Here is a 14,774-nt window from a genome sequence, read left to right as displayed (position 1 = left end):
ACCTGAGGCCGTCCGGAAGGCCGTTGAATCATGATCATGCCGTCTCCAGGCCGTCAACGGCTTCCGGGCCGCCCTCGGTGGCCTGGTCCTCGCCGAGCCCGGTGTCGATGGCGCTGCGTGTTCGGTCCTCGCTGGTCGGCAGGAGATGCGTGTAGGTCCGCAGAGAGCCTTCCGTGGTAGCTCGGACGATCTGCACGGCGGCCTGGGCGGGAGTCAGGTTCGTAGTGTCGACGACCTCGGCCTCGGCATGTAGCCACGTGCGGGCCGCCTCGGCGTAGGGCTTGAGGTACTTGAGGCGGAACGGGGAGGGGACGGGGTGTTCCCCCTCGATACGCCCGCGGAGGGTGTCTTCGTCAGCGTGGAGAACGAAGTGCCTTACCGGGATGGCATGTTGGGCAAGACCGGTGCTGATTTCGCGCCAGTACTGCTCGACCAGGACGGTCATGGGCATCACCAGAGTGCCGCCGGTGTAGTCGAGCACGCGGCGGGCGGTCTCGACGACGAGTTGCCGCCATGGCGGCCAGTGCTGGAAGTTGTCCGTGGCGGGTAGCCCGGGTGTGATGTCCATGAGTGTTTCGCCGACCTTCTCGGCGTCGAACACCCGTGAATCCGGTATCAGTTGCTGCACGAGCGCGCTGGTCGTCGTCTTGCCCACGCCGTGGGTGCCGTTGAGCCATACGATCACGGGACACGGTAACGCGCGTGAGCAACCGGATAACGGGCACAGGACTTGTGAGCGGAACGTCAGGCATCGAGGTGGCAAGAGTCGGCAGCTCGCCTCCGCATCCCTCGGCGGAGAGCGGAGCCCTCGGAGATGGCGTCAAGATCAGGCCGTCTCCAGGCCGTCTGAGGTGAACTGGCAGTGACCTTCCAGCAGCGCCATGCCGAGCGCGGTTGTGGTGTGGATGACCATGCCACCGCGCCGAACGCTGGTGACGACGTTGTTCTGGCGCAGTATCGCGAGGTGCTTGCTCGCCGCCGGCACGGAGACGCCGGCGATCCGGGCGATCTCGGAGGTGTTGCGGCCCGCCGCGAGTTCGAGGATGCGGCTGCGTGTGGTGCCGATCAGCGCCGCCAGGGGTGAGTGACCGGCGTCGGCCAGGACCCGGATGACGGGGTCGACCGGATAGACCAGCACCGGCGGCAGGTCGAAGTCGGCGAGCACCATCAGCTGCCGGGTTTCCTTGAAGTACGACGGGATCAGCGTCAGCCCGCGTCCGTCGAGGTGCAGGTCGCTGTCGCCGGCTACGCCCCACTGTGCGATGTGCAGGCTGCCGTCGGCGTACCGGGCCTGCGGGTGCAGTGTGTCGAGCACCTGCGCCCACCCTCCGGCGACCAGGTGCCGCAGGCGGCGTTGCAGGTCGGCCTGGACTGCGGCGGATACCCGTGCCCACATAGGTGCCAGCACCACGTCGCGGTAGGCCCGTAGGGCGGCACCGAGGTCGGCCAGCGCCGCCGGTTGGCCTCCGGCGAGGCCGTCGACGTCGGCGTGGATGTCCCTGTGGGACGTGGCGAGTAGGCCGATCTCCTGTCGCAGCCGCGCGCGGGGGGTGGACAGGATGGCTTCGACGCCAGAATCGAACCCGTGGTCCGGGGGCGTGAGGAAGTCGGGGAAGTAGCCCCGCGGCGGGCTGAGAGCGATGATCGGGTTCGTCTTCGTCCTCAGCTCGCCGGACGGATGTAGCTGTTGCCGTGCGGATCGCTTCCACGAGTCGAGCAGCGGATTGGAGTCCCGCAAGCGCAGCTGGTGGATGCTGAGTGCCGTCTCCCAGAACCAGTCGACGCTGGGCGCGAAATGGATACGCGCCAGGTCTTCGCTTGAGAAGTGGATGCGCAACACACGGCGATGATCAGGGTGGCTGCGGTTCGTTCGCAAGACCCAGACGGTGGCGGTGCTGCCCACCAGCCGCGGTGACCCCCCGCGCTTCAGACCAGCGTTTCGCGGGTGGTCACCGCGGTGGTGTTCGGCGCTGTGCGGCCACCTCGATGACGCACCGGCGGTCAGAGGACCGCGCGGCAGCCTTCCCCCGACGGCAGCGGCCAGTAGAACGCGTCCCGGGTGAGGGGGCCATAGATGCCGTCCGCCTCTGTCTCCCGGAGCGCCTGTCCCACGATGAGCAGGTCCTTGGTCTTCTGCCCGAAGTCGCCGTCCACGACAACCGGGGTGAAGTTCTGCGGCCGGTTACACCGGTTGATCGCATCTTGGAGCACACTGACGCCCGTGTTGTTGTAGTTTCCCAGACGCAGGTTGCAGCTGGTCGAGCCGGTGGACGACACGGCGGGAATCCACACCAGCTCGTTGTACGGGAACGTCGCCACCTTCCGTTTGCTGTAGCAGGTGGGGTAGGCGGCCGTAGCTGGGCTGGCCGACATGAGCATCGCCCCAGCCAGAATCGTGCCGGTGACTGCCGCGCTCGCTAAGCGCCGCGCAAACGGAGAGATCATCCGTGTTTCTCCTTGTGGTCAAGGCCGATCAGGTCGTCGACCGAACGCGCACGACGCTACTGACGGGCCCCGGATCGACCAACGGTGTTAACTGGTGCGGAACAGGCGCTGATCAGGCCACCTCGCCGACCGTCCGGCACGATCATCATCATCACCACGGCGCGTCCGTCAGCGGGTGTCGACCCCACGTGAGCCGACTGGCAGGCTGTGCGGATGCGACAGGTCACCGTGCTCGGCAGTTCCGGTGCCTTTCCCGAGCCAGGCCGTGCCTGTAGCGGCTTCGCAATGGACTGGGACGGCTACCGCGTGGTGCTTGACCTGGGCTACGCCACGCTGCCGCGGTTGCTCAAGCACTGGCCTGATGGTGCGGTGGACGCTGTCGTCATCACCCATGAGCACCCGGATCACTGCGTCGACCTGCACGGTCTGTTCAGGATGCGGTTCTACGGTCAGCCCGGCGGATCACGGCTGCCGTTGTATTGCCCGCCCGGGGTGCTCGACCGGCTCAGCGGCCTGGAGCCCGATGTCGACCTGCACGCGGTGTTTGACCTGCACCCCCTGCCCGGCAGCTACCGGGTCGGGCCGTTCGACCTCACCGGGCTGTCTCTGCCGCACTTCGTGCCCAACGCCGGCATCCGGCTTCAGGCCGACGGGATCGTTCTGGCCTACTCCGGGGACACGGGGCCGGCTCCCGCGTTGGCCGAACTGGGCCGTGGCGCCGACCTGTTCATCGTCGAGGCGACGGACTATGACGGCGAGACCAGCCGTCCGACCCGTAATCTCCTGACCTCCAGCGAAGCCGGTCTGTGGGCTCGCCGGGCGGGTGCCCGCCGCCTGATGCTCACCCACTTCTGGCCAGGCAATGATCGGGCGGCTGCGGTGGCCGCCGCGCAGGTGGAGTTCGACGGTGTCGTGCTGGCGGCTGAGGAAGGGCTCACCCTGACACTTGGGACAACGGATAGCTGACCGCCCCTCACGTGACGCAGGTGCCACGTCTCAGTCTTACCCACTCAGCCTTCCAACCGTCCCGTGGCCGTCAGGATGTGAGGCGTGGGAGACAGCACCGGCGCAGCCTGGCGGGCCGGCATTCGAGCGGCGGGTTCGATCGAGCGTGACCGCGACGCGTTCGCGCGCTGCTCTTGACCGCGCCTCACGACGCGTCGAGCGAGATGGCGAGCCCGTCACGGCCGAGCTCAGCTGTGGGAAAAAGGCTTCGGGCCTCGGTCAGCAGCAGGTTGTGCTCGGCGCGGGGGTCGAGGTGCACCAGGATGAGCGCCTGCGCCTCAGCCATCAGCGCGATCCGCGCCGCCTCGCTCGCGGTCGAGTGCGACGCCGAGCCGGTGGGGCCGGCCAGCCACGCTTCGTGCAGCAGCAACCGAACGCCGCGCGCGAGCCCGGCATTGCCCGCGTCGAACGCGGTGTCGGTGCAGTAGGCGATGAGGTCTGCGTAGCGGAAGGAGACGGAGGGGTGGGTATGCCGACCTTGTATCCGCGCGCTGACCTGGTGTGGCCCGATCTGTTCGCGAGCCGTGTCGATGTCCTTGACGGCGGTGAACAACTCCTGCCGGGCGGCCGCGGAGAACGGGGGCGCCAGGATCCGGTTCAGGATGTCAACGGTCGGAACCCCGTACGCCGCGCGCCCCGGGCCCCAGACGAATTTCTCGATGCCGGCGCCGATCGCGTCGAGGTAGCTCAGCCCAACCAGGTGGTCCAGGTGGAAGTGGCTGAGAGCGATGTCGACGCGCTCGACACCCTCCAGCAGCGACGGCTGAGTCGCGAGCCTCCTGATCCCTGTGCCCGCGTCGAAAATCAGCACTGCGGTCCCCCGCCGGATCACGAAGCAGGACGTCTCCCGCTGATCGTTGGGCATCCACCCGCCGGTGCCGAGCAGGCGCAGGACGTGCTCCGAGCGGCCGGTTCGGTCTGCGTCCATGTCGCGCACCCCCTCTACGATATGGCGACGACGCAGCTATCCCGTTGACGCGGTCCGGAGGTCGGGGATGTCGCTCGGTGACCTGCTGAACCTGTTTGGCGCCCTGGGCACCATACCGGTCCTTATCGCTGCCCGACACCTGATCGGTTCCGTCACGCACGCACGACGTTTCCTGGCCTTCTCGCGCAGTGGCGCGGTGGACATCGTGGTGTCGACGTCAGCGTTTTCGAAGAGCCCGGGGGGAACTGCGCGGTCCTACAAGACCAACTATGGCGAGGTCATGGCGATCGCCTGGGTTGCGAAGGCACTGGGGCGCTACTACCGGAAGAAGCCGCTGTCGATCCACATGAGTGAACGCGTCGCCCGCACCCTGCACGGCGATCTGGTTGTTCTCGGTGGTCCGCTGTTCAACTCGTGCGCTGCGGACTTTCTGCGCGGCTTCAATGAGATGTATGCCGGTAGCGACGTGCGTATCGACGCCGCGAACGGCGCGATCGCGATTGGCACCGAATTCCGCGTCGAGGGCTACGACCTGCAACGGATAGCCGGCGTGCCCACTCAGGACCTGGCGGTGATCCTGGTCGGGAGAAACCCTCTCGCGCCGACGACGGGGCGCGGGTTTCTGTGTGCGGGCATGTCGACGTACGGCACTGCGGCGGCGGCGGAAATTGTGTTCCACACGTTGCTTGGTCGCAAGCAGGGGAGAGAGGTGCGCAGGTTGCTTGGTCGAGATGGTGGCCTGGTGATCGTCGTGTCGGCGAAGTTCACCGGCCAGCAGTGTTCCCATTTTCAGATCGAGTACCTGCACCCCGTTGCTCTGATCGATATCCCGAGGGGGTCTACTGGTCCGCGCGCACAAGGTTCCGCGGCCTGATGAAGCCCGCACCTCAGTGACCGCACCAGAGCAGGGAGATCCAGCATGGCGATCCAGCGGATGGACAACGTCCTCATCGTTGTCGAGGACCTCGACGCGGTCATCGCGTTCTTCGTCGAGCTCGGCATGGAGTTGGAGGGGCGAGGGCCGGTCGAGGGACGGTGGGTGGAGCGTGTCATCGGGATCGACGACGTCCGGCAGGAGGTGGCGATGCTGCGGACCCCGGACGGTCACGGCAAGGTCGAGCTGGCGATGTTCCACCGACCGGCGGCGATCAGCGCGGAACCGAGGAACGCGCCGGCGAACACGCTGGGCATTCGACGGATCATGTTCGCCGTCGACGACATCGAGGACGTGATCACCCGGCTGCGCGGCCACGGCACCGAGCTCGTGGGGGAGTTGGAGCGGTACGAGGACGTCTACCGGCTCTGCTACGTCCGCGGCCCCGAGGGCATCCTCGTCGGACTGGCCGAACAGCTCACCTGAGACTCGACGCAGCCGTCCCGCCCTGGAAGCCCCAGCCCAGCCCAGCGTCGCGGCTCGGGCGGGTTCGGGCAGCACTTCAGCACTCCGCAGCGGGCAGTCGGGTGCCACAGGCGATGCCAGGGGTGGGCCACGCACCCGGACGAGTCCGCAGCCCCTGGACACCGCCTGGTTGCAGAGGCGGGGGCGTTCGAGGTAGGCGATGGCCCACTACGGATCCGGCTCGCGGCCCTTCACCGCCGCGTCTCCGGCATAGCCACGTGCATGACGAAAATACGGACTTAATCAGCCGATCGTCAGGTCAACCGGATGCTTGCCTGGCTGGCCGGCCCCTCCGTCGCATTCGAATTCCTCCAGCTCGGCAGTTCTCACCCGGGCGCGCAACTGTGAGCGGGTCGCGCAAGTCGACGAGATGACATGTGATCACCGCGGCCATCAGGGTGATCCCACCTTGTGGTCGCATTCCGAACACGCGTGGCCTGTCCAACATTCGAGATCGACCCTCGTATGGCCTGGATGGACCCTGTCTTGACAAGCCACCGGAACGGTCTTCAGAGGGCTCGGATTCAGTCCGCGCGACCCTGCCCATCACCTAGCGGACGCCCCTTGAACAAACTTTGTGGGAAGCTTGAATCTGCTGATGGGGGCAGGTGCGAACAGCGAGGGCTCATGGTCGTGCAATTCAGGCTGCTGGGCGACGTCGAGGCCTTCATCGACGGCACAGCGATTGACCTGGGGCATGTCCGTCAGCGATGTGTGCTGGCAGTTCTGCTGGTCGAGGCGAACAAGGTTGTTCACGTCGACCAGTTGCTCGACCGGGTGTGGGTGGACCGGCCGCCGCAACGCGCACACGGCGCGCTCTACAGCTACCTCTCCCGGTTACGGCGCTGTCTGAGGAGCGCCGACGACGTCGCCATCGTCCGGCAACAGGGCGGTTACCTGCTCAAGGTCGATCCCATGATGGTGGATCTACACCGTTTCCAGGAGTTGGTCTCCCGCGTCCGGCTCGCCGTGGACGACGACGACGCGCTGCGGCAGTTCGACGAGGCGATCGGGCTATGGCGTGGTGATCCGTTCGCGCGCCTGGACACCCCCTGGTTCAACGCCCTGCGTACCGCTCTGCGTCAGGCACGGCTGGCCGCCGAGCGCGACCGTACCGACATCGCCTTGCGTCGCGGTCAGCATTCGGCGTTGGTGTCCGAGCTGTCGCGTGAACTGGCCGAACAACCATTGGACGAGCGTCTCGCCGGCCAGCTGATGCTGGCGCTGTCCCGCTCCGGTCGACAGGCGGAAGCCCTCGACCAGTACCAGCAGATCCGGCAACGCCTGGCCGACGTGTTGGGCATCGACCCGGGGCGTGACCTGCAGGAGCTGTTTCTACGGATCCTGCACGGCGATCGTGAGTTCGCCGCCGCCTCGGCCGTGGTGCGGGCACCCGCGGAGCCGGCCACGGCTCACCCGCCCCGACAACTGCCGCCGCCGCCGGCGCACTTCGCCGGCCGGGCTCGTGAGCTGGCGGCGCTGACCCACGCCGTGGACCGCCAGGCCCGAAGCGGGACCGCCATTATGACTGTCGCGGGGATGGGCGGGATCGGTAAGACCTGGCTCGCGTTGCGGTGGGCCCACGACAACCTGGACCGGTTTCCCGACGGCCAATTGGCTGTCAACCTGCGCGGCTTCGAGCCCTCCGCGGAGGCGATGCCACCGGCGGTAGCGCTACGCGGCTTCCTCGACGCCCTCGGTGTGCCGCCCGATTCGGTGCCGTTGGACCTGGACGGGCAGGTCGGGTTGTACCGCAGCATTGTCGCCGGTCGGCGAATGCTGATCGTGCTCGACAACGCCCGCGACGCCGAGCAGGTCCGTCCGTTGCTGCCCGGTGTCGCGGGCTGCGTGGTGGTGGTGACCAGCCGACAGCAGTTGTCCGGCTTGGTGGCGGTCGAGGGCGCCCACCCGGTCACGCTCGACCTCCTCAGCACCGCTGACGCCCGGGAGCTGCTGGCACGTCGACTCAGTGGCGGCCGGGTGGAGTCCGAACCGCAGCCAGTGAACGACATCGTCGAGCGGTGTTCCGGGTTGCCGCTGGCGCTGGCGATCGTGGCGGCCCGCGCGGCGACCCAGCCCGGGTTTCCGCTCGCCGCGCTCGGCCGGGAATTGGCCGAACTGCAGGGCGGCCTTGACGGCTTCTCCGGCAGCGGGGACCCGGCCACCGACCTACGGTCGGTGTTTTCCTGGTCGTACCGCGCGCTCGGCGAGCCGGCGGCGCGGCTGTTCCGCCTGCTGGGGCTGCACCCCGGGCCGGACATCTCGGTGCGGGCCGCCGCCAGCCTCGCCGCCGTGCCGGAACGGCAGGCACGGGGCATCCTCGCTGAACTGAACCGGGCGCAGCTTCTGGTGGAGTGGGTGCCGGGCAGGTACACCTGCCACGACCTGCTGCGGGCGTACGCGGCGGAACTGGTCGAGTTGGAGCCTGCGGAGATACACCGCGACGCCCTGCACCGGATCGTGGGCCACTACCTCCACAGCGCTCAGTGCGCCGACCGGCGGCTGTCCCCGCTGCGGAATCCGAGCGAGCCGCCGCCAGTCCAAGCGGGCGTTCAGCCGGAGGAGCCAGCGGACAACGCCCAGGCGTTGTCCTGGTTCGCCGAGGAGTACGCCGTGCTCAGGCAGGTGGTCGAGCTGGCCGCCAGGCACGGGCTCGACCGGTACGTCTGGCAGCTCGCCGGCGCACTGACCACCTTTCTGGGCCGCCGGGGGCACTGGGAGGACCTCGTCGCCGTGCAGAACCGCGCGTTGGCTGTCGCCGAGCGCAATGGTGACCGGGCGGCGCGGGCACAGGCGCACCAGGACATCGTTCCCGCCTACTCGGAGACCGGCCGGCTCGAATTGGCACGGGCTCACCTGGAACGCGCACTGATGTTGCTGGACGAACTCGCCGACCGGGTCGGCGAGGCGCACACGCTGTTGACCCTGAGCTGGGTCAGCGATAAGGAAGGCGATCAGGCAGCAGCGTTGCGCCATGACCGGCGGGCGCTGAGGCTGTTCCGCGACAACGGGCATCAGGCAGGTGCGGCCCGCGCTCTCAACGCGCTCGGGTGGGATCACGCAATGCTCGGGGAGTACCAGGAGACGATCCGCTACTGCCAGGAGGCTGTCGTCCTGCAACGTCAGCTCGGGGACCGGACCGGCGAGGCGAACAGTTGGGACACGCTCGGCTATGCCCATCACCATCTCGGTCGCTACCAGCGGGCGGCCCGCTGTTACCGCCGGGCGCTGGAACTCAACCGGGAACTGGGACACCGCTACAACGAGGCGGAGGCCCTACGGCACCTGGGTGACACCCAGCAGGCCCTCGGCTATCCGGAGGCCGCCAACCTCTGCTGGCTGCGCGCCCTGGAGATCCTCACAGCGATCGGGCATCCGGAGGTCGAACAGGTCCGCGATAAGCTCGCCGCGAGTCAGGGCGTGCTTGCAGATGCTCGCCGGCGGTCGGCTGGCTGCGCGAGGCCGCCAGCCGACCCGACTGCGCTGACCACACCTCGCTGAGCAGACAGCCACCCAGTTCGGTCCGCGAGTGGAGCAGCCTACTGGCCGCGCGAGCGCTGGTCATCCTGCCGCCACAAGCGTTTCAGGCCGAGGGCCGCCCGTCAGAGCCGACAAACCCCGCTTCCAGAACGCGAATCCGCAGCACCGCACGCGGCGCTGCGGAGTTCGCAGCCTCAGTGGTTGGCACGATCCCAGGTCAATCCACGGGAACAGCTTCTCTTCGTTGCTCGGCCAACAACCCGGTCGGTATGCCGACCCCGGCTGGCAGCCGGTCGGAGGCACCGGTCGCGGTCACCTCTCCGTCGGCGAGCACCACGATCCGGTCGGCGGCCCGAACTGTCGAACTCCGGTGAGCGATCATCAGCACGGTGCATGAACGCGAGATGGTGCGCACCAACTCCGCCAACCCCGCCTCGTTGGCCGCGTCCAGATGCGCGGTCGGCTCATCGAGCAGCAGCAACCGAGGTCGGGGCAGCAACGCGCGAGCGATCGACACCCGCTGGCGTTCCCCACCGGAGAGCATGCTGCCGTGCTCGCCCACCTGGGTGTCGAGCCCGTCAGGCAGTCGGTCCACCACTTCGTCGAGGTTGGTCACCCGGAGCACCTCGGCGAGTTCATCCTCGTCCGCACCGGGGTAGGCGTACGTGAGATTGTTACGGAGGGTACCGGCGAGCAGCGGGCACTCCTGCTGGACGTACCCGACCGTCGACCGTAGTTCGTCGACCGGCATCGACGCGATGTCCCGACCGTCCAGCAGGATCGTTCCCCAGGACGCCTCGTAGAAGCGCTCGACCAGGGCGAAGATAGTGGTCTTGCCCGCACCTGACGTACCAACGAGAGCCACACTGGTATGCCGCGCGACGTCGAACGACACCCCCCGCAGCACCTCCCGACCCGGGCCGTAGGAGAAGTGGACATCGCGCAGTTCCAGGGCCGGCGTCTCTGGCCCGGCAATCGAAGCGGGCGGCCCGTTCCCGTCGTCGGCGCCGTCCCGCTCGACGTCGGCGGTCTGCTCAGGGTCGAGCCGCATGGTCTCGTGGATGCGTTGCAGCGCGGCCATCCCCTTCTGCACGGCGCTTGCCCCGGCGAAGACGGCGACCAACGGGACGAGCAGGAACGACACGTACAGGAGGAAGGCCACGAACTGGCCGATGTCCAGGTGGCCGGAGGCGACTCGAGCACCACCGAGACCGAGGACGAGAAGGAATGAGCCGTTGGCGCTCAGGGACACGGCCGGAACGATCATCGCGTCTAGCCGGGCCACCCGGATGCCCGCCTCATACGCCTCCCGGGCTCGTCCACCGATCCGTTCGGCCTCCCGATCCTCGGCCCTGGCGGCGCGGACCGTCCGCATCGCCGCCAGGGCCCGCTCGAGATCGGCGAGAAGCAGACCGACTCGCCCCTGCGCATGTTCTGACCAGCGCCTGATCCCGATCATCACGAACGCCAGAATCGACCCGCCCAGGGCCACCGACGCGACCGCGAAGACGAACAGGAACCAGTCGAGCCAGAGCATCAGCGCGATCGCACCGGCCAGTGACGCCACGCCGATGACCGCGTTGACGATCCCGTTGGCCACCACTGCCCGTAGCAGGGTGGTGTCGGTGCCGACCCGGGACAGGAGATCCCCGGTGCGGAGTTGGTCGTACTCCCGCATCGGCAGCCGCAGCAGCCGGTCGGTCAAACCGAGTCGCAGCCGTAACACCAGCGCCTCGCCGCCGCGTTGCAACAGGAAACTCTGCACACCGGAGATCACCGCGGCGGCGAGGAAGAGGAAGACCAACCAGATAGCGAGTGACGCGACCGGTTGGCCGAGCAGCATCGCGTTGATCGTGCGCATGGCCAGCAGCGGCTGAACCAGGGCGAGGCCGGCCGACAGGAGGCCGAGGACGGCCGCCACCAGCAGTACCGGCCGCTGCGGGCGGAGCAGGCCGAGCAGCTCACGCAACGGCACCGCCACGGGATCTGTGGGAGGCACCGGGCCGGCCTCCGGAGGGTTACGGCGGATATCGGTACGCACGGTGAGACTCCTTGGGTTTGACGAATGGACAGGGCGGGCGCGGGCGGCGCGTCCGGGACCTCAGGCGGTGGATGTCGCCGATACCCGCCGAGCCTCAGCCGGCGCCTCCTCGCTGACCCGCCGCCGGCCGGAGTCGACGCCGAGCAGCGGCGCGCTGAGCACGACGAGGTTGTAGAGTGCGTGCGCGACCAGGGCGGCAACGATCCCGATCTCGATGGCCACGAGCCCCAACGTCACGCCGATGAGGGTCAGTTCGGCGAATCGGATCCACCGCGGACGGACCATGCTGCCGCTGTGCGTACCGGCCCACAGCACCGCGGCGACCAGGGCGGCGAGCAGCGGCTGACCGGTCAGCCAGAGTACGACCGGCACCGCGAGAAGCCGGAAGACCGCCTCCTCGCCGATCGAACTCTGCGCGGTCAGCGAGAGCACGTGGGGCAGGTCCATTCCGACCGTACGCAACGAACGCCGGTCCGGGTTCGGAGAGACCCGGGCGAGTCCCGTCCGACGCAGAAGGGCGTACCCCGCCGCGGCGAGTCCCAGCCAGATCGCGGCCAGGCAGGCGCCCCAGATCACTTGCCGACCGAGATCCGAGGTTGTGGGAATCCCGACCCGCTGGGCGACCAGCGAACCGGCCAGGGCGGCGACCACCACCACGGCACTCATGGTCACCGCCGTCACCGCCGACGTGAGCGCGTTGATCGCCCTGAAGGCGGCCCACGATTGCGTCCCCTCGTAACCGTGCACCGCGATGTACCGGAACCGGCCGCCTTCACCGAAGAGGACCGCCAGCAGGACCGGCACCGCCAACACTGCGGCTAACGACGCCTGCGCGGTACCACCGGCGAACGCGAGGAGAGCCACCCCGCCGACCAGTGCCAGCACCGAGCCGAGCAGCGCCCCCGCACCGGCGAGGACTTCCCGCTGCTCGGCCCGCTCGAGTGCCGGTATCTGCTCGTTGGTCAACTCCACCAGGGAGTCAACGCGCAGCACCGTCGCGCCGAGTGACTCCACCTCGAACTCGATCCGAACGTCCGGACTGGTCGCCCGAAACCGACGAATACGCTCGGTCGACTCGTCCTCACGGGTCCAGTACCCGGCGCCCACCGGCTCCGCCCCGGCCCAGACCCCGTCGGGGACACCCAGCCGCTGTCGCAGCCCCTTGTCGTCGCCAGTGTCCGGCGCCACCCCGACGTCGCCGCCCCGATCCGTGCCGTCGTCGGTCGCGCCGTCGCACAGTCGAGAGGGTACGACGCGGTCGACCACCCGATCGCGTAGATCACCGGCGAGTTCGAAGAGCACGACCTCGCCCCGGGGTGAGAGCCCGACCAGGACGCTGCCGTCGGCGCCAATGAAGCGGACCCGCCAAGAGCCCTGTAGACCCCACCCGTTGAGGAACTCCCGTTGCCGGGCGACGAGCCCGAGGTGGTGCAGCCGGTCGACGATGCCATCGAAGTGCAGGACGGCGAAGGAGCGCCAGCCCGTGATGTCGAGACCACAGAGGCGCCGTACCGTCGCCGCCGCCTGATCCGTTGCGGCAGCGGCGTCCATCACCGGGGGCATCGGCTCGGTGGGGTACGCCCGGTTTCGTAGGACGACGAACAGCGCACCGAACAGCAGACCGATAACGGCCAGAACGACACTTTCAGTCATCACCGCACCCCAAGCCGCAGCGCGCCGTACCACAGCAGCCGCTGGTCGCCGCGTCCACACGGATCGACGGTCCCGGCGTCAGACCGAACGGCAGGTCAACGTCTTCGGTGGGATTCAGCCGCTGGATACAGCGGCAACCGCGGGCAGTGGACCGGACGGTGGCCAACCGACCAGGTTCCCCGATCAGCTCCAGTGGCTCGGCGAGGATCCGACCGAGGGACTCCGCCTCGATCTGACACGGGGTCACCTGGCCATCGGCACGGACGTGCCAACTGAGGTAGCCGGGAGTGAGGAACTCGACGGGCAGCCCGATCGGCGCCAACTGCTCACCGAGATCCACGCACTGGTCCCAGCCCAGCGCCTCGAGGTTGAGGTGGCGTGTCTCCTGGAACTGCCGGATCACATCCGCGACCTGATCCGGTGTCAGTCCGAACCCGTCCTGGTCACCCCTGCCCACCGGTACCACCCGACCTGCCCGGAACAGCCGGGCGCCGGCGCTGTCCACGTCGGAGACGACGGCGGCGACGTCCCGGTAGTTCGCGGGGGTCACCGTCATCGCAACGATCACCGGTACCCCTGCTGCGGCAAGGCGACGCATCGTGTGCAGCGACTCGTTGTAGGCCCCGGCTCGGCCCCGGATGAGATCGTGCCGCTCAGCGCGTCCGTCGATGCTGATCTGGGCCCGGATGTTGCCGCAGGCGGCTGCCATCGCGACCAGTTCGTCCGACCAGTGCAGGCCGTTGGTGAAGATGTCGACGTGGTCGATCAGCGCGGTGGCGGTCGCCAGGATGCGCCGAAATTCCCGGGCGATGGTCGGCTCACCACCGGTGAGGGTCACGGCCGCGATTCCGGACTGGGCCAGCCGCTCCAGCACCTTGACCCAGTCGTCGGCGGTCAACTCGCCGGGCAGGGCGGGCCCGGAACTCGCGTAACAGAACGAACAGCTGAGGTTGCACCGGTTGGTGAGTTGGAGCGACGCCAGTAGCGGCAGGTACGCGTCGGTCGAGCCGGACACCCGCAGGGGCTGGTCGAGCGCCCCGTTGAGCCAGGAGGAGGTCAACAACGATCCGTTCAGTGCCTCGACCATCTCCGCCTGAACCTCGTTCGGGTCACGGTGGGAGGTGCCGGCCCGGATCCGGGCGGTGCGGACCACACTGCGCGTCCGTGCCAGTTGGAGGGCGATCTCCAGCGCCTCGCTGGACAGTCGTACGTAGTTCAGGCTTTTGCGGTCCACCAACAGCCCACCGACGGGTTGCAGGTGAATGCCCCAGTCAGGCGATGGTGGGTCGGCGGTGCCGGCGACCGAGTCACCGGACGCGTGGGAAAGCGCGGTTGTCATAAGGGTTCCCTCGGGATTGGCCGGCCGTCGGCCCGGCAGCTGCGTCGGCACCGTGTTGGTCTGGGACCGGCGGGATTTCGTCGCTTCGAGAGGTACGGCCCCGGCCGTCCGGAGCGGGCGTCACGCCCACCCCGGACGGCCGGTCGGAATCGGTCACATGGCCTGCGAGTACGGCGGCGGCCCCAAGCACGCCGCGACGAACGGCGCCCAGCCGCTGGCCCAGCAAATGCCGCAACCCACGGACTTAACCATCGGTTCGGCCCGCTTCTCCGAGCCGAGTCGGTTGAGCGTGCTGCTCGACTTCTGCATGTCAATCACCCCCTCCCGGATCACTCGGTCGACATCCCCGGAACAGTGCGACCCGTGACGAACCGCTCCGCAGCGGGCCATCCACCGCCCGACTTCTCGCGGAGCGAGACGAAGCTCTGATCCGGACCGCGCGTCGCCCGGATCCCCCCGTGTCGGTACTGTTCATCGGGGCTGT

General features: G+C 68.3%; 11 protein-coding genes. 4 read left to right on the top strand and 7 right to left on the bottom strand.

Features of this window, described 5'->3' with window-relative positions; genetic code table 11:
• Window positions 1–34 precede the first annotated feature (34 nt).
• The 3 genes from AC5L30_RS24215 to AC5L30_RS24205 form a co-directional block, all read right to left on the bottom strand.
• On the bottom strand, window positions 35–685 hold the full coding sequence (locus AC5L30_RS24215) for an AAA family ATPase (RefSeq protein WP_494869923.1): 651 nt from the start codon (window positions 683–685) through the stop codon (window positions 35–37).
• Window positions 686–826: 141 nt separating this feature from the next.
• Window positions 827–1,840, bottom strand: coding sequence for an ArsR/SmtB family transcription factor (locus tag AC5L30_RS24210; protein WP_494869922.1), 1,014 nt, complete (start codon window positions 1,838–1,840; stop codon window positions 827–829).
• A gap of 161 nt (window positions 1,841–2,001) precedes the next feature.
• On the bottom strand, window positions 2,002–2,445 hold the full coding sequence (locus AC5L30_RS24205; RefSeq protein ID WP_494869921.1) for a peptidoglycan-binding domain-containing protein: 444 nt from the start codon (window positions 2,443–2,445) through the stop codon (window positions 2,002–2,004).
• A 228-nt stretch (window positions 2,446–2,673) separates the two neighbouring features.
• Here AC5L30_RS24205 and AC5L30_RS24200 point away from each other — a divergent pair, with 228 nt between their 5' ends.
• A complete protein-coding gene (locus AC5L30_RS24200) occupies window positions 2,674–3,411 on the top strand; it encodes an MBL fold metallo-hydrolase (protein WP_494869920.1) in 738 nt (245 codons plus the stop codon).
• A 184-nt stretch (window positions 3,412–3,595) separates the two neighbouring features.
• Here AC5L30_RS24200 and AC5L30_RS24195 read toward each other — a convergent pair whose 3' ends face one another.
• Window positions 3,596–4,378, bottom strand: coding sequence for an MBL fold metallo-hydrolase (locus AC5L30_RS24195; protein ID WP_494870034.1), 783 nt, complete (start codon window positions 4,376–4,378; stop codon window positions 3,596–3,598).
• Window positions 4,379–4,445: 67 nt separating this feature from the next.
• On the opposite strand from AC5L30_RS24195, the gene AC5L30_RS24190 reads away from it, so the two are divergent.
• The 3 genes from AC5L30_RS24190 (at window position 4,446) to AC5L30_RS24180 (ending at window position 9,278) form a co-directional block, all read left to right on the top strand.
• Window positions 4,446–5,252 carry a hypothetical protein gene (locus AC5L30_RS24190; RefSeq protein ID WP_494869919.1) on the top strand — a complete coding sequence of 269 codons (807 nt, stop codon included), beginning with the start codon at window positions 4,446–4,448 and terminating at the stop codon, window positions 5,250–5,252.
• 45 nt (window positions 5,253–5,297) lie between these two features.
• Window positions 5,298–5,738, top strand: a complete 441-nt coding sequence (locus AC5L30_RS24185) for a VOC family protein (RefSeq protein ID WP_494869918.1) — start codon at window positions 5,298–5,300, stop codon at window positions 5,736–5,738.
• Between the two features lie 666 nt (window positions 5,739–6,404).
• The gene (locus AC5L30_RS24180; protein ID WP_494869917.1) at window positions 6,405–9,278 is read left to right on the top strand and encodes an AfsR/SARP family transcriptional regulator; all 2,874 of its coding nucleotides are present in this window, start codon (window positions 6,405–6,407) and stop codon (window positions 9,276–9,278) included.
• Between the two features lie 196 nt (window positions 9,279–9,474).
• On the opposite strand, the gene AC5L30_RS24175 is transcribed toward AC5L30_RS24180, so the two are convergent.
• Genes AC5L30_RS24175 through skfB form a run of 3 tightly spaced genes read right to left on the bottom strand, consistent with a single transcriptional unit; the run spans window position 9,475 to window position 14,290 of the window.
• Window positions 9,475–11,298 (bottom strand): ABC transporter ATP-binding protein, encoded by a 1,824-nt coding sequence (locus AC5L30_RS24175; RefSeq protein WP_494869916.1) that lies wholly within the window; start codon window positions 11,296–11,298, stop codon window positions 9,475–9,477.
• 60 nt (window positions 11,299–11,358) lie between these two features.
• The gene (locus AC5L30_RS24170) at window positions 11,359–12,951 is read right to left on the bottom strand and encodes a CPBP family glutamic-type intramembrane protease (protein ID WP_494869915.1); all 1,593 of its coding nucleotides are present in this window, start codon (window positions 12,949–12,951) and stop codon (window positions 11,359–11,361) included.
• Window positions 12,944–14,290, bottom strand: coding sequence for a sporulation killing factor system radical SAM maturase (skfB, locus tag AC5L30_RS24165; protein WP_494869914.1), 1,347 nt, complete (start codon window positions 14,288–14,290; stop codon window positions 12,944–12,946). Before skfB ends, AC5L30_RS24170 begins: the two co-directional genes overlap by 8 nt.
• Between the last annotated feature and the right edge of the window lie 484 nt (window positions 14,291–14,774).

The sequence above is a fragment of the Micromonospora sp. BQ32 genome, assembly GCF_059358895.1.
Note: the sequence above shows the minus strand (reverse complement) of the source record. Positions and strands in the feature narration are given on the sequence as shown.

What these genes read in the sequence shown, in the direction of transcription:
- AC5L30_RS24205 (WP_494869921.1), bottom strand. Translation starts at nt 2,445, where the DNA reads ATGATCTCTCCGTTTGCGCGGCGCTTAGCGAGCGCGGCAGTCACCGGC.
- AC5L30_RS24195 (WP_494870034.1), bottom strand. Translation starts at nt 4,378, where the DNA reads ATGGACGCAGACCGAACCGGCCGCTCGGAGCACGTCCTGCGCCTGCTC.
- AC5L30_RS24190 (WP_494869919.1), top strand. Translation starts at nt 4,446, where the DNA reads ATGTCGCTCGGTGACCTGCTGAACCTGTTTGGCGCCCTGGGCACCATA.
- AC5L30_RS24185 (WP_494869918.1), top strand. Translation starts at nt 5,298, where the DNA reads ATGGCGATCCAGCGGATGGACAACGTCCTCATCGTTGTCGAGGACCTC.
- AC5L30_RS24180 (WP_494869917.1), top strand. Translation starts at nt 6,405, where the DNA reads ATGGTCGTGCAATTCAGGCTGCTGGGCGACGTCGAGGCCTTCATCGAC.
- AC5L30_RS24170 (WP_494869915.1), bottom strand. Translation starts at nt 12,951, where the DNA reads ATGACTGAAAGTGTCGTTCTGGCCGTTATCGGTCTGCTGTTCGGTGCG.
- skfB (WP_494869914.1), bottom strand. Translation starts at nt 14,290, where the DNA reads ATGACAACCGCGCTTTCCCACGCGTCCGGTGACTCGGTCGCCGGCACC.